Below are 22,070 nucleotides of genomic sequence, written 5' to 3' on the forward strand. Positions count from 1 at the left end.
GATGATGGCTGCGTGAACCGCCTCGGTGCCGCGACAAGCCCGTACCTCCTCCAGCACGCTGACAATCCCGTCGACTGGTGGGAGTGGGGGCCAGAGGCATTCGCGGAGGCCAAGCGGCGCAACGTCCCGATCCTGCTGTCGGTCGGGTACGCCGCCTGCCACTGGTGCCACGTCATGGCCCACGAGTCCTTCGAGGACCGGGCGACGGCGGACTACCTCAACGAGCACTTCGTCAGCATCAAGGTCGATCGCGAGGAGCGGCCGGACGTGGATGCGGTCTACATGCAGGCGACCACCGCGATGACCGGGCAGGGTGGGTGGCCGATGACGGTGGTGATGGACCACGAGGGGGCGCCGTTCTTCGCGGGGACCTACCTGCCGGACCAGCCGCGGCACGGGTCGCCGTCGTTCACGCAGGTGCTGCAGGCGCTCAGCGGGGCGTGGGTCGACCGGGGCGACGACGTACGACGCACCGCGGCGAGCGTCGCGGAGCACCTCCGCAAGGATGCGAGCCTGCCGGCCTACGCGCTGACGGGGGAGCGGATCGATGCAGCGGTCGCGACCCTGGCGCAGGAGTACGACGCGATGGCGGGTGGGTTCGGGGGTGCGCCGAAGTTCCCGCCGACGATGGTGCTGGAGTTCCTGCGGCTGTACGGGCGTCTCGATACGCCCTCGCCCAGGGGCTCGGGCTACTCGACGACCTCGGATGGCTCGGGCTACTCGACGACCTCGGATGGCTCGGGCTACTCGACGACCTCGGAGGCGGGGGGCTCGGGCTACTCGACGAACAGCGGCGGCTACGTGGCGAGCAGTGGGCAGCAGGCACGGCACATGCTGGCGCGGACGGTCGCGGCGATGGCGGGCAGCGGGATGTACGACCAGGTGGGCGGCGGGTTCGCGCGGTACGCCGTGGACCGGGCCTGGGTCGTGCCGCACTTCGAGAAGATGCTCTACGACAACGCCCAGCTGCTGGGGCTCTACGCGCGGCTCGGCACCGAGCTGGGCAACCGGATCGCCACCGAGACGGCGGACTTCATGCTTCGCGAGCTGCGGACGGCGCAGGGCGGGTTCGCCTCCGCGCTCGACGCGGACAGCCCGGCCGAGCCGGGCGGGCACGCGGAGGAGGGGCTGTTCTACGCGTGGACGCCCGCGCAGCTCGCCGCGACACTCGGGCCGACCGACGGAGCGTGGGCAGCGGAGCTGTTCAACGTCACTCAGGACGGCACCTTCGAGCACGGGATGTCGACGCTGCAGCTGCGCCACTACCCGGTCGACGAGGCGGACCGCGCCCGGCTGGACGACGTACGACGCCGGCTGCTCGCCGCCCGCGAGCAGCGCCCGCGCCCGGCGCGGGACGACAAGGTGGTCGCCGCGTGGAACGGGCTCGCGATCAGCGGGCTGGTCGATGCGGGTCGGCGACTGGGCCGCCCCGACTACCTCCGGGCAGCGATCGAGACCGCAAACCTTCTCGAGAGGCTGCACCTGCGCGACGGCCGGATCCTGAGGGTCTCCCGCGACGGCGTGGCCGGCGCGCACGCGGGCGTGCTCGAGGACTACGGGTGCGTGGCATCCGGCTTGCTCGCCCTCGCCCAGGCGACGGCCGACGCCCGCTGGCTCCGTCTCGCGACCCAGCTCCTCGACACCGCGCTGGCCGGATTCGCCGCTCCGGACGGGGGTTTCTTCGACACCAGCGCCGACGCGGAGGTCCTCGTCGCCCGACCGCGCGACCCCGGCGACAACGCCAGCCCGAGCGGGTTCAGCAGCCTGGTCCACGCGCTGGTGGAGGCGCACGCACTGACCGGTGAGGGACGCTACCGCGACGCCGCGGAGACGGCTCTGGCGACCGTCAGTGTGCTCGCCGACAAGGCGCCGCGGTTCGCCGGCTGGTCGCTCGCCGCGGCGGTCACCATGCTCGACGGCCCGCTCGAGGTCGCCGTCGTCGGCCCCGCCGGCGAGGCACGGGACGCCCTCGTCGCCAAGGCGCTCACCCTGCCGGGCGCGGTGGTGGTCGCGACCGAGACCACGCAGGACACCGAGATCCCGCTGCTCACCGGCCGGACGCCGGTCGACGGCAGGCCGGCGGCGTACGTCTGCCGGGGCTTCGTGTGCGAGCGGCCGGTCACGGAGCCGGCCGGCATCGGGTGACCCGCCGGGCCTGGGGGCTCGTTCTCGCCCTCAGCATCGTCGTGTTCGCGGTCGTCGTGATGGCCGGCCGCGTCGTCAGCCCGCCCGACCCGGAGTACGCGTTCACCGAGACCCAGCCGGGGGAGCCGGGCGCCCCCGTGACCTGGGATCCCTGCGTCCCGATCGTCTACCAGGTCCACACCTCGCGGGCGCTCGGTGAGGAGAAGAAGGCGCTGGCCTTCGTCGGCGAGGCCGTCGAGCACGTCTCCGCGATCACCGGCCTGCGGTTCCGTCGTGAGCCGGTCGGGCAGCCGTTCGACGTGGCGATCTCCTGGGCCTCCGCCGACGAGGTCGACTCGCTGGCCGGCAAGGTCGCCGGGGTCACCCGCGCCACCGTCACGGAGTACGCCGGGCGGAAGTGGTTCGCGAGCGGTCAGATCGTCCTCGATGTCGAGGTGTTCGACCGGATCGGTCTCGATGAGGAGGGGCGGGCCATCCTGCTCCACGAGCTCGGCCACCTCGTCGGCCTCGATCACGTCGACTCGCGGGCAGAGCTCATGTACCGGACCACGACCGGCCGGCTGGACTACGGTCGCGGTGACCGTGAAGGGCTGGTCCGTCTCGGGAAGGGGGCACGGTCATGCAGCTGAGCCCGTGGCGACCGGTGCGACCCGAGCCGGAGCGGTTCCACGACGAGGGCTCCGCCGACCCGCCGAAGATCGTGCTCGAGCGGGTCGAGACGGGCGACGTCCACCGGCGGACCGAGCGGTTCCGGATGCTGCACCGGATCGCCTACCGCGACCGCGAGTACGGCGACCTGCTGGTCCCCGCCGATCTCGGCACCTTCGAGACCGACCTGACCTCGGTGCCGACGATCTTCACCTGGCTGGTGCCGCGCACCGGACGCCACCTCCCACCGGCGCTGATCCACGACGGCCTGGTGCACGCGCCCGACGAGGCACCGACGTACCTCTCCGTCGAGGGCCACGTGCTCGACCGGGTCGCCGCCGACCGGGTGTTCCGCGCGGCGATGCGCGACACCGACACCGGACCCGTGCGCAGCTGGCTGGTGTGGTCGGCGATCACGCTCTCGACGATCTGGCACGGGTCCGTGTCCTGGAGCCGAGCAACGCACCTGCGCTACAGGATCGCGGCCGCGGCGAGCGTCGCGATCATCGTGGTGCTCGGCGTGCTGGCGACCCTGGACCTGTTCGACGTGATCGACGAGGTGCCCTGGATGGGGGACCGGTCGTTCGTGATGGAGCTGGTCGGCGGGCTGGCGGGGGCGGTCGTCGTACCGCTGCTGCTCGGGCTGACCTGGGGCCGGTTCGCCGTCGCGGGCGTGGTCTCCGGGATCGCGCTCGCGGTGCTGCTCCACGTCACCGTGGCGCTCGGCCTGATCACGCTGGCCTACCAGGCGGCCGAGTGGATCGCCCGGCGGCGGCCCGTGGCGGCGATTGTCATCGCGGGCGTTGTGATTGCCGCCCATCTGGTGCTGATTGTCTTGTTCCTGACGCCATTCCGCTCGAACTGACTCACGAGTAGGTTTCGGGGCGTGACCATCGACGCCGCCGCCACCTTCACCTCGCTCGACCCCGCCACCGGCGCGGTCGTCGGCACCCACCCGATCCACACCGCGGCCGACGTGGCGGCCGCCGTGGCCACCGCCCGCAAGCAGTCCGAGTGGTGGCAGGCCCTCGGCTTCGACGGCCGCAAGAAGGCGCTGGTCCGCTGGCGCAAGGTGATCGCGCGGCGGATGGAGGAGCTCGCCGCGCTGATGGCGCGCGAGACCGGCAAGCCCGACGGCGACGCGCTCCTCGAGACCGCGCTCGCGATCGACCACCTCGCGTGGGCCGCCAGTCACGCCGAGAAGGTGCTCAAGCGGCGCAGCGTCTCGCCCGGCCTGCTGATGGTCAACCAGGCCGCGAGCGTGGAGTACCGCCCGCTCGGCGTGGTCGGCGTCATCGGCCCGTGGAACTACCCCGTCTTCACGCCGATGGGCTCGATCGCCTACGCCCTCGCTGCCGGCAACGCGGTCGTCTTCAAGCCCTCGGAGTACACCCCCGGCGTCGGCGAGTGGCTCGCCGCGACCTTCCTCGAGGCCGTCGGCCGGCCGGTGCTCCAGGTCGTCACGGGGTACGGCGAGACCGGCGCCGCGCTCACCACGGCAGGCGTCGACAAGGTCGCGTTCACCGGCTCGACGGCAACCGGCAAGCGCGTGATGGCCGCGTGTGCCGAGTCGCTGACGCCCGTCGTGATCGAGGCCGGCGGCAAGGACGCGCTGATCGTCGCCGAGGACGCCGACGTCGCGGAGGCCGCCGAGGCGGCGTTGTGGGGCGCGGCTGCCAACGCCGGCCAGACCTGCGCCGGCGTCGAGCGGGTCTACGTCCACGACCGCGTCTACGACCAGTTCCTCGACGAGCTCGTCGCCCGGGCCAAGCTGCTGGAGGCGCGTCCCGGCGGCCAGGTCGGCCCGATCACCATGCCCTCGCAGGTCGACATCATCCGCCGCCACGTCGACGACGCGCTGGCCCGCGGCGGCCGCGCCCTGGTCGGTGGTCCGGTCCCCGAGGGTGCCCGGTTCGTGCAGCCGACCGTGCTGGTCGACGTACCCGAGGACTCGGCGGCCGTGCAGGAGGAGACCTTCGGCCCGACCGTCACCGTCTCGCGCGTGAAGAGCATGGACGAGGCGATCGAGCGGGCCAACGGCACCCGCTACGCGCTCGGCTCGACCGTGTTCTCCAAGGACCACGGCATGGAGATCGCGCAGCGGCTGCGCGCCGGCATGACCGCGATCAACGGCGTGATCTCGTTCGCGGGCATCCCGACCCTGCCGTTCGGCGGCGTCGGCGACTCCGGCTTCGGCCGGATCCACGGCCCCGACGGGCTGCGTGAGTTCACCTACCCGCACGCGATCGCCCGTCAGCGGTTCAAGCCGGCGATCGCGCTCACCACCTTCCGTCGTACGGCGAAGGAGGAGCAGCAGCTCACGAAGGTCGTGCGCGGCCTGTACGGGCGCGGGAAGAACTAGCGGCTACCGCCAGAGGTCCGTCGTGCGTCCCGCGCCCCGGGCACGCACCTGGCGGCGTTGGCGTCGCTCGTTGGACGACCCAGTACGACTTCGCTCCGCCGCCTTGCCATGCACGCACCCGGAGCACGGGCCGCCTCAACGGACCTCTGGCGGTAGCCGCTGGCGCCGGCAGCGCACGCGACGACGGCGAGACCGCCGACCACGGTCAGCCAGGTGATCTGCTCGCCGAGCAGCAGCCCCGCCCAGGTGATCGACAGCACCGGCTGGGCGAGCTGGACCTGGCTGACCTGCGCCATCGGGCCGATCGCCAGGCCGCGGTACCAGGCGAAGAAGCCGAGGAACATGCTGATGCACGCCAGGTAGGCGAAGCACAGCCACTGGGTCGGGCTCGCCGCCGGCGGGTCGGTGACCACGCTGAGCGTGGCCAGCGCGAGCATCACCGGCGCGGCCAGCACCAGCGCCCAGGAGATGGTCTGCCACGAGCCGAGCTCGCGGGAGATGACGCCGCCCTCGGCGTACCCGGTCGCACAGGCGAGCACCGCCAGCACCAGCAGTACGTCGGCCCGCTGGAGGTGGCCCCCGGCACCGCCCTGCAGCACCGCGAAGCCGACGGCGGCGAGGGCGCCCAGCGCGGCGAACGCCCAGAACGCGCGGACCGGACGCTCGCCCGTGCGCAGCACCACGATCACGGCCGTCGCCGCGGGCAGCATCGCGATCACCACCGCGCCGTGGCTGGCCGGCACCTCGGTCAGCGCGTACGACGTCAGCAGCGGGAACCCGGCGACGACCCCGCCGGCGACGATCGCAAGGCGCAGCCACTGGCGACCGTGGGGGAGTGCCTGCCGGGTGAGCGCCAGCGCGCCGGCGGCCAGCGTGGCGGCGACGACCGCGCGGCCCGCGCCGATGAACAGCGGGTCGAGGCCGCCGAGGGCGACCCGGGTCAGCGGCACCGTGAACGAGAAGGCGACCACGCCGGCCAGGCCCCAGGCGAGCCCGGCGGGAAGGGCTGATAGCGGGTGCGATCGCGGGACGATAGCGCTACTCTGTACTGACATGAGCAACGATAGCAGTGCGCGGATCGTCGCGGGACTCCGTGCCTGGATCCGGGACGCCGCCGCGGGCGCCCAGCTGCCGTCGTCCCGCCACCTCGTCAGCGAGTACGGCGCCAGCCCGGTCACCGTCCAGAAGGCACTGCGCCGACTGGTGGCCGAGGGTCTCGTCGAGAGCCGTCCCGGCGTCGGCACCTTCGTCCGCGCGGTCCGACCGGCCCGCGGACCGGACTTCGGCTGGCAGACCGCCGCACTGCGCGCTCCACGCGCCGACCTGGCGAAGGTCGCCGGCCCGCTGCAGACCCCGCCGCCCGACGTGCAGGCCCTGCACGCGGGCTACCCGGGACCGGACCTGCTGCCCGAGCGCCTGGTCCGCACCGCGCTCGGCCGGGCCGCGCGGGGAGCGGCCGCCACCTCCCGCCCGCCCGCGGCCGGGCTGCCGGAGCTGCGGGCCTGGTTCGCCACCGAGCTCGCCGACGCCACGCCGGGCCACCTCAGCGCCGTCACGCCGAACGACGTCGTCGTCGCACCGGGCTCGCAGAGCGCCCTGGCCTCGATCTTCCGGGCGCTGGTCGCCCCCGGCCAGCCGCTGCTCATCGAGTCGCCGACGTACTGGGGCGCGATCCAGGCCGCCCGCCAGGCCGGCGTCGAGCTGGTGCCCGTCCCGAGCGACGTGCACGGGCCGGACCCGGCCGAGGTCGACAGGTCCTTCCGGGAGACCGGGGCGCGCGCGTTCTACGCCCAGCCCAGCTTCGCCAACCCGACCGGCGCGCACTGGAGCGTCGAGCGTGGGGAGGAGGTGCTCGACGTCGTACGCCGGCACGGCGCCTTCCTCGTCGAGGACGACTGGGCCCACGACTTCGGCATCGACGCCGAGGTCCGGCCGATCGCGGCCCGCGACGACGCCGGTCACGTCGTCTACCTCCGCTCGCTGACCAAGAGCGTCTCGCCGTCGATCCGGGTCGCGGCGCTCTACGCCCGGGGGCCGGCCCGGGACCGGATCCTCGGCGACCGCGCGGCCGAGTCGATGTACGTCAGCGGGCTGCTCCAGCAGGCCGCGCTCGAGGTCGTCAGCGACCCCGGCTGGCGCACGCACCTGCGCCGGCTGCGCGGCCAGCTCCGCGAGCGCCGCGACCTCCTCGTCGCGGCCGTCCGCGAGCAGGCGCCCTCGCTCGCGCTCGACGTCGTCCCGTCCGGCGGGCTCCACCTGTGGACCCGGCTGCCCGACGGCACCGATGCCGAGCAGGTCGTGCGGGACTGTGCGGCCGACGGGGTCTGGGTCGCTGCGGGAGACCAGTGGTTCCCGGCCGAGCCGGCGGCGCCGTACCTGCGGCTGACGTTCATCGGCCCCGAGCCGGCCGGCTACCCGGCCGCGCTGGAGGTCGTCGAGCGGGCGATCCGGCGACAGGCGGGCTAGGCGCCGAGCGCGGCGTACGCGACCGCGATCGCCGCGCCCAGCCGGGCGTTGTCGCGCACCAACGCGATGTTGGTCTCCAGCGACGCACCGCCGGAGAGCTCGACGATCCGGCCGAGCAGGTACGGCGTGATGTCCTTGCCGCGGATGCCGCGCTCGTCGGCGTCGGCGAGGGCCTGCTGGATGGTGCGCTCGATCTCGGCCCGGGGGATCTCGTCCTCGACGGGCACCGGGTTGGCGACCGACACCGCGCCCTCCAGCCCGAGGTCCCACTTCGCCCGCATCATCGCGGCGACCTGCTCCGGTTCGTCGAGCCGCATCGGGGCCGCGAACCCGCTGGAGCGGGAGTAGAAGGACGGGAACTCGTCGGACCGGTAGGCCACGACGGGGACGCCGAGGGTCTCGAGGACCTCGAGGGTGCGGCCGATGTCGAGCAGTGACTTCACGCCGGCGCTCACGATCGCGACGTCGGTGCGGCTCATCTCGGTGAGGTCGGCGGAGATGTCCATCGACGACTCGGCGCCGCGGTGCACGCCACCGAGGCCGCCGGTCACGAACACCCGGATCCCGGCGAGGGCGGCCAGCCGCATCGTCGCGGCGACGGTGGTCGCTCCGTGCGCGCCGCGCGCGGCGACGTACCCGAGGTCGCGGATGCTGACCTTCGTGACCGACGGGTCCGAGGCGAGGACGTCGAGCTCGGTGGCGGAGAGCCCGATCCGCGGGACGCCGTCGAGCACGGCGATCGTGGCCGGCGTCGCCCCGCCGTCGCGGACGATCTGCTCGACCTCGCGGGCCATCTCGACGTTGCGCGGGTACGGCATCCCGTGACTGATGATCGTCGACTCGAGCGCAACGACCGGCCCGCCGGCCGCCAGCGCCTCCGCGACCTCGGGGGCGACGGACAGGAGCGGGTGGGGGCTGGTCACGGGAGGGTCTCCGTTCGGTCGGTGCGGTCGGCGTGGATCGCGGTGGCGAGGTCGGGGCGGACGTTGTCGGGGTGGGCGACGGTGAGCGCGGCGGCGAGGTGGCCGAGCTCGGCGGCGGCGACCGGAGTGGCGCCGCCGGTGCGGGCGGCGACGTACGCCGCGGTCATGGCATCCCCGGCCCCGGTCACGTCGACGACCTCGGCGGGACGGGCGTCGAGCGCGGTGACGACGCCCTCGTCGCTGAGCAGGCTCCCGCGCCGGCCGCGTCGTACCCACACCCGGCGCACGCCTCGCTCGTGCAGCTCGGCGGCCGCCCGGGTGACCGCCGGCCGGGTGTCGGCGACCGGGCTGCCGGTGAGCGCGGCGAGCTCGGCGAGGTTGGGGGTGAGCGTGTCGACCGGTGAGCCGTCGAGGAGGGGCGCGAGGCGGGCGGCCTTGGCGACGCTGACCGGGTCGAGGAGCAGGGGTACGCCGTGCTGGGCGCAGGCCTGGATCGTCCAGCGCACGACGTCGGCCGGGATGTTGCCGTCGACGACCAGGAAGGCGGCGCGCGGGACCAGGTCGCGGGCCCGGCCGAGCGCGTCGACGGTGAGCGCGTCGGTGGCGCGCATGTCGGAGGCGCCGACCACGAGCTCGCCGTCGTGGTCGAGCATGGCCAGGTAGGTACCGGTGGCGAAGGGCCCGCGGACCACGTGGTCGACGTACACCCCCGCATCGGCGGTGCGGGCGAGCAGCTCGCGACCGAAGGCGTCGTCGCCGACGGCCGCCACGAGGAAGGTACGCCGGCCGAGCCTGGCCAGTCCCTCCGCGATGTTGCGGCCGACCCCGCCGGGGGAGGTGCGGATCGTCGACGGGTTGCTCGTGCGCAGGACGGCACGGGCATCGGTCACCGCCTTGACGTCCATCACCGCCCCGCCGAGGACGACGATGTCGGGCTCGGCCATCACGTCGCGCCGGGCATCTCGCGGTGGTGGTTGAGGACCGCGATCTTCTGCCAGATCTTGCGCTCCAGCGACACCGTCAGCGTCTCGACCGTGCTCACCGTGTCGAGCACGACCGGGTCACGGGACGCCTCGGCGCACAGGGCCGCGGTCTTGCCGACCAGGCTGAGCAGCTCCGAGCAGTAGTCGAGGTAGTGCTCGAGCTGGTCGGTGTCGAGGTCCATCGGCACGCTCGCGTCGGTCGGCACGAACTCGGAGCGCAGCCGCTCGGGGTCCTTGGTCAGCTGGTGCATGTCGACGATGTGGGCCAGTGAGCGCAGCCGGTGGAGCAGCTCGAGCAGGGAGGCGCGCTGCAGCCGCTCGGGCACGGAGTAGAGGAACCAGATCGCCAGCGCCGCGAACACCAGGTCGTTGACCGCGCTCTCCAGCAGCGGGATCCACGCCAGCCCGTCGTCGGGCGCGTCCGCGATCGCCGAACGGATCGCCAGCACCATCACCGACCCGGTCACCACCAGCACGGCGACGATCCCGAACCGCGACAGCGGCCGCAGCCACGACCGTCGACCGCGCGCCGTTGCCGTCGACGAGTCGACCGTCTCCACCAGGCTCGCCAGCTCGCCGGCCACCGTGTTCAGCCCGCGGCCGGGGAAACGGGCCGCGATGCGCTGCTCGAGGCGGCGCACGGTCGCGAGAACCGGCGTGGCCTGGACGCGCTCGAGCGGGGACGGCACGGCGGCGCTCACCATCGGAGCATCCCGAGACCGGGGACGGCGCTGAACGCGTCGTCGGCGGTGACGAGGGTGAGGTCCTCGACGATTGCCTGGGCAGCGAGGAGCCGGTCGAAGGGGTCGCGGTGGTCCCAGCCCAGGGAGCCGGCGAGCAGGGCGTGCTCGGTGGTCACCGGCAGGGGAAGGGCGGGGAGGCGGGACCGCGCGTCGATCCAGCGCTCCCGCAGGGAGGCCGCCTCGGGGAACTTCCCGAGGCGGACCTTGAGCGACACCTCGAAGGCCGACACATCGGAGACGTACCGGCGCGGGGCGTCCTGCAACGCGGTGAGGACGTGCTCGGGGACCGTGGCGTTCCGGCGCACGCACCAGTAGAACGCGTGCGTGTCGAGCAGGAGGGTCACAGGCCCCAGCCCGCCAGCTCGTCGTCGTCGAGTGGCGCGAAGAACTCGTCGGGGATCTCGGGCAGGTCGAGGAATCCGAGCTCGACGGTGGGCCGGGTGTACGGCTCGAGGCGCGCGATCGGCTTGCCGCCGCGGGCGATCACGATCACCTCGCCCGCCTCGACGCGCGCGAGGAGGCGCGACAGGTTCGTCTTCGCCTCGTGCACGTTCACCGTGGTCATGGACCAAGTCTAGTCGACTAAGTCCGTGCCGGCGCCCTGCTCGATCACGTGAGCCGCAGCCTACGATGGAGCCATGGGTTCCGCCGTCCTCGACTGTGCCCATTTCACGGCGGGGGAGTGCCGGTCGTGCACCTGGCTCGGGCAGCCGTACGACGACCAGCTGGCCGCCAAGCTCGCCGCGACCCGCGCCCTGGTCGACGTGCCCGGGCTGGTGTGGCTGCCGCCGGTGTCCAGCCCGATGGCGGGTTTCCGCAACAAGGCCAAGATGGTCGTCGCCGGGACCGCCTCGGCTCCCACGCTGGGGATCCTCGGGCCGGACGGCGCGGGCGTCGACCTGCGGGACTGCGCGCTGCACGAGCCGGTGATCGTGGCGGCGCTGCCGGTGCTCGCGGAGCTGGTGCGGCGCGCCGACCTGACGCCGTACGACGTGGGCTCGGCCGCCCCCGTCAGCCAGCGGGGTGAGCTCAAGCACCTGCTCCTGACGGCCTCGCCGGACGGCGAGCTGATGGTGCGGCTGGTGGTCCGCTCGACCGCCGTCGAGGCCCGGGTCCGCAAGCACCTGCCGTGGCTGCTCGGCGCCCTGCCCGGTCTGCGTGTGGTCACCCTCAACGTCCAGCCCGAGCACCGCGCCGTCCTCGAGGGCGAGCGCGAGGTGGTGCTGACCGAGGCCGACACCCTGCCCATGCGGCTCGGCGGGGTGCGCCTGCACCTGCGCCCGCGCAGCTTCTTCCAGACCAACACGGCCGTCGCCGCGGCGCTGTACGCCGAGGCGGTCGCCTGGGTCGCCGACCTGGCTCCGGACCGGGTGGTCGACCTCTACTGCGGGGTCGGCGGGTTCGCGCTCCACCTCGCCGCCCCCGACCGGCAGGTGACCGGCATCGAGATCAGCGCCGACGCGATCGCCTCGGCCGAGCGGTCACGCGACGAGGCCAGGTTGCCCGGCGAGATCGACTTCGCGGTCGGTGACGCCACCGCGCCCGAGCACGCCGCACTGCTCGCGGGTGCCGACCTGGTCGTGGTCAACCCGCCGCGGCGCGGCCTGGGCCACGACCTGTCGGTGCGGCTCGAGGAGTCGGGCGCGGCGTACGTGCTCTACTCCAGCTGCAACCCGGAGACGCTGGCGCGCGACCTGGCCGACCTGACGTCGTACCGACCCGTGCGGGGGCGCCTGCTCGACATGTTCCCGCAGACGCCGCACGCGGAGGTCCTCGTGCTGCTGGAGCGGACCTGATCGGTTCAACTACCGAATTTGTCGCCCGACGGGCCGGGTCACGACGAATTCGGTAGTTGCGACGTCCGCCTCCGGGTCAGCGCAGCGAGTACGTCGCCAGCGAGACGCCGACGTAGTGCGTCACGAACGCGGCGATCGTGAAGCCGTGGAAGATCTCGTGGAACCCGAAGACCCGCGGTGACGGGTTGGGCCACTTGAAGCCGTAGACCAGGCCACCCATCGTGTAGAGCGCGCCGCCGACCGCGATGAGCACGAAGATCGCGATCCCGATGCCGAGCCCGAGGGCGGTCGCGCCCTCGAAGAACCCGGGGATGAAGAAGATCGCCGCCCAGCCGAGCGCGATGTAGATCGGTGCCGACAGCCAGCGCGGCGCCGTGGGCCAGAACAGCTTGAACGCGATGCCGAGCAGCGCGCCGGTCCACGCGGTCGAGAGCATCACGACGCGGGACGTGCCGTCGAGCAGGATCAGCGCGAACGGCGTGTAGGAGCCGGCGATGAACAAGAAGATGTTCGAGTGGTCGAACCGGTTGAGCACGGTCCAGACCTTCGGCGACCAGGTGCCGCGGTGGTAGAGCGCGGAGATGCCGAACAGGAGCAGCGCGGAGCCGGCGTACAGCGCCGAGCCGACCTTGGTCGTCGCGGTCGGGGAGAGGCAGATCAGCACGATGCCGGCGGCCAGGACGATCGGCGTCGAGACCAGGTGGATCCAGCCCCGGAGCTTGGGCTTGATCTCGGCGACCTTCTCGATGAACCTGTCGCTGATCTGTTCCCCGAGGTCGTCCAGCCGGGCGCGGACCTTGTCGTTCGCGTGCTGGATGGCCTGGTTCATGCACCGAGGGTACCGGTCGGCCCCGAACGCCACGACGGCCGGACGAACGTGATCTCACGCTCATCCGGCCGTCGTCGGCATGGCCCGTCCGGGCCATGCGCAGGCTCAGGCGGTGTGGACCGGCGGACCCTCGGAGGGCTGCACGATCACGAAGCCCGGCCCCTGGAAGGACACCTGGAACGCCTCGCCCGAGCCGCGGCCGATGAGGGCGCCCGCCGACATCGTGGAGCGGATCGAGGTCTGCAGGTGCACCGACCAGGCGACCAGCGCGTTGGCGTCGGCGAAGGTCGGGGCCTCGGCCGCGTTGAGCACGACCGGCGCGCCCTCGGTGGTGATCGCCACCCAGCCCGTGCCGCGCAGGGTGGTGTTGAACAGTCCGCCGGCGGCGATGCTGCCGCCCTTGACCCGCTCGACGTTCCACTCGAGCGACGCCGAGAAGGCGAGGACGTTCTTGCCGCTGACCGACAGGCCGCTGTTGTTGAGGTGCAGGATGTGCACCTCGTGGGCGAGGTCGGCGAGGAAGACGTCGCCCTGGCCCTCGACCCGCATCAGCGACAGGCCCTCGCCGGTGAAGGCCTTCTTGAGGAACTTCGCGGCGCCGCCGCCCTGGAAGTTGAAGTTGACGTTGCCCTGGTAGGCGACCATCGAGCCCTGCTTGGCCATGAAGGGCTCGGTGATCCGCACCCGCAGCAGCTTCTTGTTCTGCAGGATCGCGCCCGCGCCGTCGACCTCGCTGAAGCGGCCGTCGATCAGCTCGCCCGAGATGCCGGCGAACGCGTCGGCCGGCACCTGCTGGGGGCTGTAGCCGCCCATCGGCTGCTGCGCCATCGGCTGCTGGGCCATGGGCTGGGGCGTCGGCTGGTACGACGGCGGCTGGGCCGACTGGTACGGCTGGGCCGGCTGCGCCTGGCCCCACGACTGCTCGGGCTGCTCGGGCTGGGCGGCCGGCTCGGGCTGGGCGGCCGGCTCGGGCTCGACCGCCTGGGCGGCGTGGGCCGGCTGGGCGGAGCGCGGGGCGACCTGGGTCACGGCGTCGAAGGAGAACGACGGCTCGGCCGACTCGGCAGCGGCCTCCTCGGACGAGGCGGCGGCCTCCTGGCTGCCGACCCAGACGTCGGCGGACGAGCCGCTGTCCGACGTACTGGTCGCAGCGCCGGCGTCCGTGGCCGCCTCGGCGGAGCCGGCGTCGGCGGACGGGTAGAGGGGGTTGGTCGACTGCACGCCCTGGTCGGACACGTGGTCGGTCCACTGGGAGCCGTCCCAGTAGCGGAGCTCGTGGCGTCCGGTGGGGTCCGGGTGCCAGGCGGCTGCAGTCATGGTCGTCCTATCTCTCGGGTCTCCCGGGTCTCGGGTTCGAAGCCGGTGTCGGGATCATCGTGTCAGCCGGGTGGATGGGCCGGTAGCCCGGCTAATATCGGGGTGTGGCGGATTGGAAGCGCGGTGCGCGCAGGGTGCTCTACCCGGCGTACGAGGCACGCATGCTTCGCAAGATGCCGGCCAACCTGCCCAAGCACATCGGCGTCATGCTCGACGGCAACCGGCGCTGGGCCAAGGCGGTCGGCCGCGACACCGCCCACGGGCACCGCGCGGGCGCGGCCAACATCGAGCCGCTGCTCGGCTGGTGCGACGAGGTCGGCATCGAGGTGGTCACCCTGTGGCTGCTCTCCACCGACAACCTCAACCGACCGGCCGAGGAGCTCGAGCCGCTGCTCGAGATCATCGTCGACGCGGTCGACTCGCTCGCCGACCAGCGCCGCTGGCGATTGCACCCCGTCGGTGCCCTCGACCTGCTCCCCGCCGCCGCGGCCAAGCGGCTCAAGACCGCCGCCGAGGCCACGGCCGACGTCGACGGGATGATCGTCAACGTCGCGGTGGCGTACGGCGGACGCCGCGAGATCGCCGACGCCGTCCGCTCGCTGCTCACCGAGCACGCCGCCCTCGGCACCCCGCTCGATCTGCTCGCCCAGCAGATCGACATCGAGCACATCGAGGAGCACCTCTACACCAAGGGCCAGCCCGACCCGGACCTCGTGATCCGCACCTCGGGGGAGCAGCGGCTCGGCGGGTTCCTGCTGTGGCAGAGCGCGAAGTCGGAGTTCTACTTCTGCGAGGCCTACTGGCCCGACTTCCGCCGGGTCGACTTCCTGCGCGCGATCCGGGCCTACGCGCAGCGCGAGCGCCGGTTCGGGTCCTAGTTCGCCCCGCCGGTACCGTGGCGGCGTGAGCAAGCCCATCACGCTGCTGACCGTCGAGACGACGGAGCAGCTCAGCCCGGGGATGACCCGGATCCGCTTCTCCGGCGACCTGGCCGCCTTCGCGGAGAGCACCTTCACCGACCGCTACGTCAAGCTCGTCTTCGGCGACCCGGCCGAGCTCGAGACCGGCGGCCGCCCGACGCTGCGGACCTACACCGCGCTCGAGCCCGACGTCGCGCAGGGAACGCTCACCATCGACTTCGTCGTCCACGGTGACGAGGGCATCGCCGGCCCCTGGGCCGCGAACGCCCGGCCCGGCGACACCATCCACGTCCGCGGACCCGGTGGCGCCTACGCCCCCGACCCGGCCGCCGACTGGCACCTGCTCGCCGGCGACGAGGCCGCGATCCCCGCGATCCGCCAGGCGCTGGCGGCGCTGGCCGAGGACGCGCAGGGGTACGTCGTGCTGCAGGTCGACGGGCCGTCGTACGAGCAGCCGGTCGCAGCCCCTGCCGGCGTCGAGCTGACCTGGCTGCACCGCTCCGACCCGAGCCACCCCGGCCTGGCCGATGCCGTCCGCGCCCTGCCGTGGCGCGAGGGCCGCGTGCACGCGTTCGTGCACGGCGAGGGGCAGGCCGTGATGAAGGAGATCCGGCCCTACCTGTACGGCGAGCGCGCGGTCCCGCGCGCCGACGTCTCGATCTCCGCGTACTGGAAGCAGGGCCGCACCGAGGAGACCTTCCGTGAGTGGAAGGCCGACCTGGCCCGCACCGAGGAAGGCACGTCATGAACACCCCCACCCGCCTGTTCCGCACCGTCGCGATCGCCGAGGCGATCACCTGGACGGGCCTGCTGTTCGGCATGTTCCTCAAGTACGGCCCGGCCGAGAACGAGACCGGGGTGCGGATCTTCGGGATGCTGCACGGCATCGTGTTCGTCGCGTACGTCGTCACGACCGTCGTGGTGTGGGTGGACCGGCGCTGGTCGGCGGGCCGTGGCCTGCTCGCGCTGGTGGCCGCCGTACCGCCGCTCGCGACGCTGCCGCTCGAGTGGTTCGCGATCCGCAAGGGCTGGCTGGGCGACGCATGGCGGCTGCCCGCGGGTGCCGGCTCCTCGCTGCCCGACCGCGTCGTCGCCTGGCTGCTCACCAACCCGCTGCGCGGGCTGGGTGTGGGCCTGGTCGCCGTCGCCGCGCTGACCGGCGTCGCACTGGTCGTGGGCCCGCCCGGATCCTGACCCCGGTCGATCCCGGTCAGCGGGAGAGCCCTTCCGGCAGGGAGATGAGCCGGTGAGGCTCGCCGGATGAGCGACCTCAACTGGACCCTGTCCGTGGGGATGGTGCCGACCGGCGACCTTCCCGAGCTGGCCCGTGCGGCCGAGGCCGAGGGCTGGGACGCGATCAGCCTCCCCGACTCGGTGTTCTTCCCCGAGCAGGTCTCGGCCGACTACCCGTACTCCGGCGACGGCAAGCGGATGTGGGCCCCCGACACCGACATGCCCGACCCGCTGGTCACGATCGCCGCGCTGGCCGCGGTCACCGAGCGGATCCGGTTCCGGGTCTCCGTGCTCAAGCTGCCGCTCCGCGACCCGCTCCTGCTCGCCAAGCAGGTCTCCACGCTCGCCGTGCTGACGGGGGAGCGGCTCGAGCTCGGCGTCGGCCTGTCGTGGATGCCCGAGGAGTTCCGGTTCACCGGGACCGAGATGCGAACCCGCGGTGCCCGCACCGACGAGGCGATCGCCATCCTGCGCGCCGTGTGCCCCGGTGACGGCCCGCAGTGGGCGGAGTTCCACGGCCAGCACTACGGCTTCGACCGGCTGATCATCTCCCCGGCCCCGCAGCAGCCGCTGCCGATCCTCGTCGGCGGCCACACCGAGCCCGCACTGCGCCGCGCCGCTCGCCTCGCCGACGGCTGGATCTCCGCCAACCTCCCGGCCGCGGACCTGCCGCCGGTGATCGCGCGGCTCGAGGAGCTGCGCGAGGAGGAGGGCCGCGCGGACCGGCCGTTCTCGGTCTGCGTCTCGCCCGTCGGCGTCGCCGACGCGGCCGGCTTCGACGAGCTGGCCGACGCCGGCGCCACGGACGTGTGGCTGAATCCCTGGCGCTTCCACGGCAACGCGGTCGCCGACCGGGAGACCCGGCTGGAGAGCGTCGCGAAGTTCGCGGCGGAGTTCATCCGCCGCTGACACGAAGAACGGCGGCCTCTGGTGTCACCGGGTGACACCAGAGGCCGCCGTTGCAGCGTTCAGACCGAGACGGGCTCGGTCTCCTCACCGAGGTACGCCCGGCGAACCGCGGGGTCGGTGCGGATCTCGGCGGGGGTGCCCTCGGCGATCCGGTGACCGAAGTCGAGGACGACGACCCGGTCGGCGTTCTCGAGGACCAGCGCGACGTCGTGCTCGATGAGCAGGATGCCCATGCCCCACTCGTCGGCCAGTCGGCGGACCAGGTGGCCGAGCTCGGCACTCTCGGTCTCGTCGAGGCCGGCGGCCGGCTCGTCGAGCATGAGGACCGACGGGCTGCTGGCGACGGCGCGGGCGATGGCGACGAGGCGGCGCTGGCCGTAGGAGAGGTCCTCGGCGCGGGTGTCGAGCAGCGGGGCGAGGCCGAGCTCCTCGACGGCGGCGACCACGGTGGCGGGCATCCGGGAGCGGCCGGGGAGGACCAGGTCGGTCAGGTAGGCGAGCCGGTCGCGGCGGTCGGCAGCGGCGAGCAGGTTCTCGCGCACGGTCAGGTCGTCGAACAGCTCGAGCGACTGGAACGAGCGGGAGAGGCCGGCCCGGGCGCGGCGGTACGGCGCCCAGCGGGACACGTCGCGCCCGTCCCAGGTGATCGCGCCGGCCGAGATCCGGTTGTTGCCGCTCACGCAGTCGATGAGCGTCGTCTTGCCCGCGCCGTTGGGGCCGAGCAGTCCGACGACCTGACCGGGCGCGACCGTCAGGGAGACGTCGTCGAGGGCGACGAACCCACCGAAGCGCTGGGTGAGGCCGGTGACCTCGAGGGTCCGGGCCGGGACGGTGGCCCGCTCGGTCGGCGGCAGCGGCTGCGGCTTGCCGGGGCGCAGGCCGGGGATCTTGGCGCGCAGCTTGCGGGTGGAGGCGTCGATCGACTCCGCGACGCCGTGCTGGCTGGCGATCAGCGTGATGATCAGCAGCAGGGCCGAGGCGATCGGCAGCCAGGACTGCCAGGTGAGGCCGTCCTGCACACCTGCGGTGGTGGCCGGACCGTCCGAGCCGAGCAGCGTGATCAGGCCACCGGGCGCCGAGATGGCGCCGATGAACGGACCGGCGAGGTAGCCGGTGCTGCCGATGACGGTCGCCGCGAGCACGGAGATCGAGGCGCCCGGCGCGAACAGCTGCGGATAGAGGATCGTGGCGTAGCTGAAGCCGAGCAGGGCGCCGCCCAGGCCCGCGATGCCGGCCGAGAGCGTGAAGGCGTACAGCTTGGCCTCGAAGACGTTGACGCCGATCGCGGCGGCGGCCCGCTCGTTGGTGCGTACGGCGAGCAGCCGGCGCCCGCTGCGCCCACGACGCACGTTCGCGACGACGAGCGCGGCCAGGACGAGCGCGACCAGGCAGACCAGCGCGTAGTTGCGGGCGTGGTCGATCGGCTCGATGTCGATGCCGAACAGGGTGATCTCGCCCGGGGTCACCTTCGCGGTGTAGTCGCTGTTGCTGAAGACCATCTGGTGCACCGCGAAGCCGAGACCGAACGTGACCACGGCGAGGTTGACGCCGCGGGTGCGCAGCGCGGGCAGGCCGAACAGCAGGCCGACCAGCATCGCCACGACCACGCCGGCGACCAGTGCCAGCTCGAAGGGCCAGTCGTGGAAGACCACGAACCGGCCGGCGGCGAAGGCGCCGATGCCGGCGAGGGCGAACTGGGCGATGGAGAGCTGTCCGGCGTACCCGGTCAGCAGCACGATGGACAGGCCGACCAGCGCGAAGGTGGCGCTGATGATGGTGGGCGCGTACCAGTCGGCGGAGGCGCCGAGGCCGACCCAGAGCAGCGCGCCGCCCGCGAGGACCAGCACCACGACGGGGCGGACCCGGCCGGTGCCGACGCGCGGGAGCCGGTCGGTGATGCTGCCGCGCAGCGGCAGGCCGCGACCGCGCAGCACCAGCACGACGATGATCGCGAGGAACGGTACGGCGTCCGAGACGCCGGTCTGGTCGGTGAAGTGCCGGGTCGCGGACTGGGCGGCGCCGAGGAACAGGCCGCCCAGCAGGGCGAGCGGGTAGGAGCGGAAGCCGCCGAGCAGAGCGGTGGCGAGCGCGCCGATGATGAGGACGCCGAACGGGGTCGGCGAGATGAAGCCGAAGGTCGTCGACGGGAACAGGCCGCCGGCCAGGGCGGCCAGACCGCCGCCGATCGCCCAGGTGACGCTGGCGAGCAGGTCCGGGGCCCAGCCCAGGGCGGCGGCGCCGCGCGGGTTCTCAGCCGACGCGGAGACGGCGTACCCGATCCGGGTGCGGGTGCCGGCGAGGGCCAGGGCGAGCGCGACGACGGTGGCGATACCGACCAGCCAGAAGGCGTACTGGCCGACCACGATGTCGCCGGGCACGGTGATCGCCTCGTTCGGCAGCGGCGACTCGGTGCGCAGCTGCTGGGCGCCGTACTTCAGCTGGACGCCCTCGGTCAGCATCGTCAGCAGGCCGAGGGTGGCGATCACCCGGGCCAGCGGGCTGGCGCTGCGCAGCGGGCGCAGCACCAGGTGGTGGGTGAGCACCCCGAGCAGGGCGGTCGCGGCGACCGCCGTGCCCAGGGAGACGCCCAGGCCGAGCCCGTGGACCGTCTGCAGCTCGTAGGTGAGGTACGCACCGACCAGCGCGAAGCCCGCGTGGGCGAAGTTGATGACACCCGAGCCGCGGTAGATCACGACCAGTCCGAGACCGAGCAGGGCGTAGATGCCGCCCGTGCCCAGACCGAGGAGGGCGTAGCGGATGAGGTCGGTCATGGTTCGGTGCTCTCGCTCAGGTAGGTGGCGGCGATGCGCTCGGCGTCGTCGCGCAGTTCGGAGGCAGGTCCCGAGAGGACGATGCGGCCGCGCCGCATCACGTGCACGTGGTCGGCGATCGCCAGCGCCTGGCGGACGTGCTGCTCGACGAGCACGACCGCGACGCCGTCGTCCGCGGCCTGTCGTACGGCGGCCAGCAGCCGCTCGACGACGAGCGGGGCCAGGCCCAGGGACAGCTCGTCGGCGAGCAGCACCCGCGGCTCGGCGGCGAGGATCCGCCCGAGCGCGAGCATCTGCTGCTGGCCACCCGAGAGCAGCCCGACCTTCTTGGACAGGTGGGGCTCCAGCTCGGGGAAGTAGGCCAGCGCCTTCTCGGCCGACCCGCGGCCGATCTTCAGGTTCTGCCAGCCGGTGAGCTGCATGAAGACGCAGCGCTCCTCGGTCAGGAAGCCCAGGCCCGCACGGGCCCGTTGGTGCAGGCGCCGCCGCCGGGCGTCACCGAGGACCGCCACCGATCCCGAGATCGGTGCCAGCTCGCCGGCGAGGGACAGCAGGGTGGTGGTCTTGCCGGCGCCGTTGGCGCCGAGCAGGGCCAGGACCTCGCCGGCCCGCACCCGCAGGTCGATGCCGTGGACGGCCGGGGTCCCGGCGTACCCGGCGGTCAGGCCGGTCGCCTCGACGACGACCTGGCCCGGCTCGACCCGGCCGCCCGGGACGGGCGGCGCCTGCACCGTGGTCACGACGCCGGGGTCAGGGAGGCGCCGAGGTCGACGTAGTCGCCGTCCTGGTTGAGCGCGCCGTCCTTGATGTCGTGGAACATGACCTTGGTGTTGAAGATCCGGTTCATGCCGGGGGCGGGGAACTCCTGGGTGAAGTTCAGCTCCGGCGTGAAGCCCAGGCCGTCGACCGCCGACGCCGCGTCGAAGGCCGCCTTGACGCCGGTCGCGGAGACGTCGGTGCTGTCCTTGAGGACCTCGGCGAGCAGCTGGTAGCCGACCCAGGTGCTCTGGTACGACATGTAGGACCAGCCGCCGTTCTCCTCGCTGGACATGTCGCCGACGATCTTCTTCGCCTCGTCCCACACGGAGTCACCCGAGGGCGGGAAGGGCGACATGGTGACCGCGCTGTCGAGGGCACCGCCGGCCTGGCTGATCGCCGAGTCGGTCAGGGTGCCCGGGAAGGCGTAGTACTTCGTCTTGCTGCCGAGGCTCGCGCCCGCGGCGGCGACACCCGTCAGCGGACCGGACGGGATCGACATGATCGCGCAGTCGTAGTCGCTGATCTCCTGGGCGATCGAGCTGAAGTCGGTGGTGGTCGGCGGCACCGGTACGACGGTCGCGGGCGCGTGGCCCTGGCTGGCGAGGCCGACGTTGCCGAGCTCCTTGACCGAGCCGCTGGAGGGCAGGTCGTACATCACGTTGGCGACCTTGTCGCAGCCGTCCTCGGCGGCCTTGGCGCCCAGGCCGGCCTGGGCGATGACGCCCGGGACGATCGGGTAGCTGTACTTGCTGGACAGCTCGGCGGCGCTGATCACCGGCGGGGCGATCCACGAGATCCCGGCCTTCTCCAGGATCGGCAGGATGGTGTCGCCGTTGGCGCTGAAGCCACCGACGACGGCGGAGACGCCCTCGTCCACGGCCTTGCGGGCGCAGTCGGCGGCCTTGTTGGGGTCGGCACCCTCGTTGCAGGGCACGACCACCACCTCGTGGCCGTTGATGCCGCCGGCGTTGTTGATGGCGACCTTGGCGCCGTCGGCGACGTCGAGCGCCGCCTTGAAGTTGATGGTGTCCGTGTCGTAGGGCGTGAACGTCATGACCTTGATCGGGTCACCCGAGAAAGTGACGTCGGCGTTCTGCTTCGGCTTGGCGAAGTCGTCCTTGCCGTCGTCCCCGCCACCGCACGCGGTGAGGCTGAGGAGCAGGACGGATGCGGTCGCGAGGCCACCGAGGCGGCGGCGACGGCTGATCTGGTCGGTCATGGCGCGGAACGTAGGTGCGGGAACCTCGCCGAATGTGACCTGTCGCA

21 protein-coding genes are annotated in these 22,070 nt (G+C 72.8%); 10 read left to right on the forward strand and 11 right to left on the reverse strand.

Annotation, left to right across the window (positions count from 1 at the left end; translation table 11 throughout):
- Positions 1-12 precede the first annotated feature (12 nt).
- Genes ACZYRU_RS06185 through ACZYRU_RS06200 form a run of 4 tightly spaced genes read left to right on the forward strand, consistent with a single transcriptional unit; the run spans position 13 to position 5,155 of the window.
- Positions 13-2,145 (forward strand): thioredoxin domain-containing protein, encoded by a 2,133-nt coding sequence (locus ACZYRU_RS06185; protein ID WP_488956192.1) that lies wholly within the window; start codon positions 13-15, stop codon positions 2,143-2,145.
- Positions 2,142-2,774, forward strand: coding sequence for a matrixin family metalloprotease (locus ACZYRU_RS06190; RefSeq protein ID WP_488956193.1), 633 nt, complete (start codon positions 2,142-2,144; stop codon positions 2,772-2,774). Before ACZYRU_RS06185 ends, ACZYRU_RS06190 begins: the two co-directional genes overlap by 4 nt.
- A complete protein-coding gene (locus ACZYRU_RS06195) occupies positions 2,765-3,658 on the forward strand; it encodes a DUF1353 domain-containing protein (protein ID WP_488956194.1) in 894 nt (297 codons plus the stop codon). The genes ACZYRU_RS06190 and ACZYRU_RS06195 overlap by 10 nt, the downstream gene beginning before the upstream one ends.
- Positions 3,659-3,679: 21 nt before the next feature.
- On the forward strand, positions 3,680-5,155 hold the full coding sequence (locus ACZYRU_RS06200; protein ID WP_488956195.1) for an aldehyde dehydrogenase family protein: 1,476 nt from the start codon (positions 3,680-3,682) through the stop codon (positions 5,153-5,155).
- Here the strand turns inward: ACZYRU_RS06200 and ACZYRU_RS06205 are convergent.
- Positions 5,152-6,210, reverse strand: a complete 1,059-nt coding sequence (locus ACZYRU_RS06205) for a DMT family transporter (protein ID WP_488956196.1) — start codon at positions 6,208-6,210, stop codon at positions 5,152-5,154. The two genes, ACZYRU_RS06200 and ACZYRU_RS06205, sit on opposite strands and share 4 nt — an antisense overlap.
- Here ACZYRU_RS06205 and ACZYRU_RS06210 point away from each other — a divergent pair.
- Positions 6,209-7,621: an aminotransferase-like domain-containing protein gene (locus tag ACZYRU_RS06210; RefSeq protein WP_488956197.1), complete on the forward strand. Its 1,413-nt coding sequence runs from the start codon at positions 6,209-6,211 to the stop codon at positions 7,619-7,621. The genes ACZYRU_RS06205 and ACZYRU_RS06210 overlap by 2 nt on opposite strands.
- Here ACZYRU_RS06210 and ACZYRU_RS06215 read toward each other — a convergent pair.
- Genes ACZYRU_RS06215 through ACZYRU_RS06235 form a run of 5 tightly spaced genes read right to left on the reverse strand, consistent with a single transcriptional unit; the run spans position 7,618 to position 10,835 of the window.
- On the reverse strand, positions 7,618-8,544 hold the full coding sequence (locus ACZYRU_RS06215) for a pseudouridine-5'-phosphate glycosidase (RefSeq protein WP_488956198.1): 927 nt from the start codon (positions 8,542-8,544) through the stop codon (positions 7,618-7,620). The genes ACZYRU_RS06210 and ACZYRU_RS06215 overlap by 4 nt on opposite strands.
- Positions 8,541-9,488 (reverse strand): carbohydrate kinase family protein, encoded by a 948-nt coding sequence (locus ACZYRU_RS06220; protein WP_488956199.1) that lies wholly within the window; start codon positions 9,486-9,488, stop codon positions 8,541-8,543. Before ACZYRU_RS06220 ends, ACZYRU_RS06215 begins: the two co-directional genes overlap by 4 nt.
- Complete coding sequence (locus ACZYRU_RS06225) at positions 9,488-10,231, reverse strand: hypothetical protein (RefSeq protein ID WP_488956200.1); 744 nt, start codon at positions 10,229-10,231, stop codon at positions 9,488-9,490. Before ACZYRU_RS06225 ends, ACZYRU_RS06220 begins: the two co-directional genes overlap by 1 nt.
- Positions 10,225-10,614 (reverse strand): type II toxin-antitoxin system VapC family toxin, encoded by a 390-nt coding sequence (locus ACZYRU_RS06230; protein WP_488956201.1) that lies wholly within the window; start codon positions 10,612-10,614, stop codon positions 10,225-10,227. Before ACZYRU_RS06230 ends, ACZYRU_RS06225 begins: the two co-directional genes overlap by 7 nt.
- Positions 10,611-10,835, reverse strand: coding sequence for a type II toxin-antitoxin system Phd/YefM family antitoxin (locus ACZYRU_RS06235; RefSeq protein WP_488956202.1), 225 nt, complete (start codon positions 10,833-10,835; stop codon positions 10,611-10,613). The genes ACZYRU_RS06230 and ACZYRU_RS06235 overlap by 4 nt, the downstream gene beginning before the upstream one ends.
- A gap of 73 nt (positions 10,836-10,908) precedes the next feature.
- Here ACZYRU_RS06235 and ACZYRU_RS06240 point away from each other — a divergent pair, with 73 nt between their 5' ends.
- Entirely contained in the window at positions 10,909-12,066 is a 1,158-nt protein-coding gene (locus ACZYRU_RS06240) for a methyltransferase domain-containing protein (protein WP_488956203.1), read from the forward strand.
- Positions 12,067-12,142: 76 nt separating this feature from the next.
- On the opposite strand, the gene trhA is transcribed toward ACZYRU_RS06240, so the two are convergent.
- Entirely contained in the window at positions 12,143-12,895 is a 753-nt protein-coding gene (gene trhA / locus ACZYRU_RS06245; protein WP_488956204.1) for a PAQR family membrane homeostasis protein TrhA, read from the reverse strand.
- Positions 12,896-13,000: 105 nt separating this feature from the next.
- Positions 13,001-14,212 (reverse strand): AIM24 family protein, encoded by a 1,212-nt coding sequence (locus ACZYRU_RS06250; RefSeq protein WP_488956205.1) that lies wholly within the window; start codon positions 14,210-14,212, stop codon positions 13,001-13,003.
- A 104-nt stretch (positions 14,213-14,316) separates the two neighbouring features.
- Between ACZYRU_RS06250 and ACZYRU_RS06255 the strand changes: the two genes are divergently transcribed.
- From ACZYRU_RS06255 to ACZYRU_RS06270, 4 genes are all read left to right on the forward strand, one after another.
- Positions 14,317-15,090: an isoprenyl transferase gene (locus ACZYRU_RS06255; protein WP_488956206.1), complete on the forward strand. Its 774-nt coding sequence runs from the start codon at positions 14,317-14,319 to the stop codon at positions 15,088-15,090.
- Between the two features lie 25 nt (positions 15,091-15,115).
- Positions 15,116-15,880 carry a siderophore-interacting protein gene (locus ACZYRU_RS06260; protein WP_488956207.1) on the forward strand — a complete coding sequence of 255 codons (765 nt, stop codon included), beginning with the start codon at positions 15,116-15,118 and terminating at the stop codon, positions 15,878-15,880.
- A complete protein-coding gene (locus ACZYRU_RS06265; protein WP_488956208.1) occupies positions 15,877-16,326 on the forward strand; it encodes a DUF3817 domain-containing protein in 450 nt (149 codons plus the stop codon). The genes ACZYRU_RS06260 and ACZYRU_RS06265 overlap by 4 nt, the downstream gene beginning before the upstream one ends.
- A gap of 66 nt (positions 16,327-16,392) precedes the next feature.
- The gene (locus ACZYRU_RS06270; RefSeq protein ID WP_488956209.1) at positions 16,393-17,274 is read left to right on the forward strand and encodes a TIGR03619 family F420-dependent LLM class oxidoreductase; all 882 of its coding nucleotides are present in this window, start codon (positions 16,393-16,395) and stop codon (positions 17,272-17,274) included.
- Positions 17,275-17,333: 59 nt separating this feature from the next.
- Here ACZYRU_RS06270 and ACZYRU_RS06275 read toward each other — a convergent pair whose 3' ends face one another.
- From ACZYRU_RS06275 to ACZYRU_RS06285, 3 genes are read right to left on the reverse strand one after another with little or no spacing between them, the layout of a single operon-like run.
- A complete protein-coding gene (locus tag ACZYRU_RS06275; protein WP_488956210.1) occupies positions 17,334-20,045 on the reverse strand; it encodes an ABC transporter permease subunit in 2,712 nt (903 codons plus the stop codon).
- Positions 20,042-20,785 carry an ABC transporter ATP-binding protein gene (locus ACZYRU_RS06280; protein ID WP_488956211.1) on the reverse strand — a complete coding sequence of 248 codons (744 nt, stop codon included), beginning with the start codon at positions 20,783-20,785 and terminating at the stop codon, positions 20,042-20,044. The genes ACZYRU_RS06275 and ACZYRU_RS06280 overlap by 4 nt, the downstream gene beginning before the upstream one ends.
- Positions 20,782-22,023 carry an ABC transporter substrate-binding protein gene (locus ACZYRU_RS06285; RefSeq protein WP_488956212.1) on the reverse strand — a complete coding sequence of 414 codons (1,242 nt, stop codon included), beginning with the start codon at positions 22,021-22,023 and terminating at the stop codon, positions 20,782-20,784. The genes ACZYRU_RS06280 and ACZYRU_RS06285 overlap by 4 nt, the downstream gene beginning before the upstream one ends.
- Positions 22,024-22,070 lie beyond the last annotated feature (47 nt).

It is taken from the genome of Nocardioides sp. F233 (genome assembly GCF_057813895.1).

What these genes read in the sequence shown, in the direction of transcription:
- trhA (WP_488956204.1), bottom strand. Translation starts at nt 12,895, where the DNA reads ATGAACCAGGCCATCCAGCACGCGAACGACAAGGTCCGCGCCCGGCTG.
- ACZYRU_RS06265 (WP_488956208.1), top strand. Translation starts at nt 15,877, where the DNA reads ATGAACACCCCCACCCGCCTGTTCCGCACCGTCGCGATCGCCGAGGCG.
- ACZYRU_RS06195 (WP_488956194.1), top strand. Translation starts at nt 2,765, where the DNA reads ATGCAGCTGAGCCCGTGGCGACCGGTGCGACCCGAGCCGGAGCGGTTC.
- ACZYRU_RS06270 (WP_488956209.1), top strand. Translation starts at nt 16,393, where the DNA reads ATGAGCGACCTCAACTGGACCCTGTCCGTGGGGATGGTGCCGACCGGC.
- ACZYRU_RS06210 (WP_488956197.1), top strand. Translation starts at nt 6,209, where the DNA reads ATGAGCAACGATAGCAGTGCGCGGATCGTCGCGGGACTCCGTGCCTGG.
- ACZYRU_RS06235 (WP_488956202.1), bottom strand. Translation starts at nt 10,835, where the DNA reads ATGACCACGGTGAACGTGCACGAGGCGAAGACGAACCTGTCGCGCCTC.
- ACZYRU_RS06285 (WP_488956212.1), bottom strand. Translation starts at nt 22,023, where the DNA reads ATGACCGACCAGATCAGCCGTCGCCGCCGCCTCGGTGGCCTCGCGACC.
- ACZYRU_RS06205 (WP_488956196.1), bottom strand. Translation starts at nt 6,210, where the DNA reads ATGTCAGTACAGAGTAGCGCTATCGTCCCGCGATCGCACCCGCTATCA.
- ACZYRU_RS06225 (WP_488956200.1), bottom strand. Translation starts at nt 10,231, where the DNA reads ATGGTGAGCGCCGCCGTGCCGTCCCCGCTCGAGCGCGTCCAGGCCACG.
- ACZYRU_RS06275 (WP_488956210.1), bottom strand. Translation starts at nt 20,045, where the DNA reads ATGACCGACCTCATCCGCTACGCCCTCCTCGGTCTGGGCACGGGCGGC.
- ACZYRU_RS06240 (WP_488956203.1), top strand. Translation starts at nt 10,909, where the DNA reads ATGGGTTCCGCCGTCCTCGACTGTGCCCATTTCACGGCGGGGGAGTGC.
- ACZYRU_RS06250 (WP_488956205.1), bottom strand. Translation starts at nt 14,212, where the DNA reads ATGACTGCAGCCGCCTGGCACCCGGACCCCACCGGACGCCACGAGCTC.
- ACZYRU_RS06220 (WP_488956199.1), bottom strand. Translation starts at nt 9,488, where the DNA reads ATGGCCGAGCCCGACATCGTCGTCCTCGGCGGGGCGGTGATGGACGTC.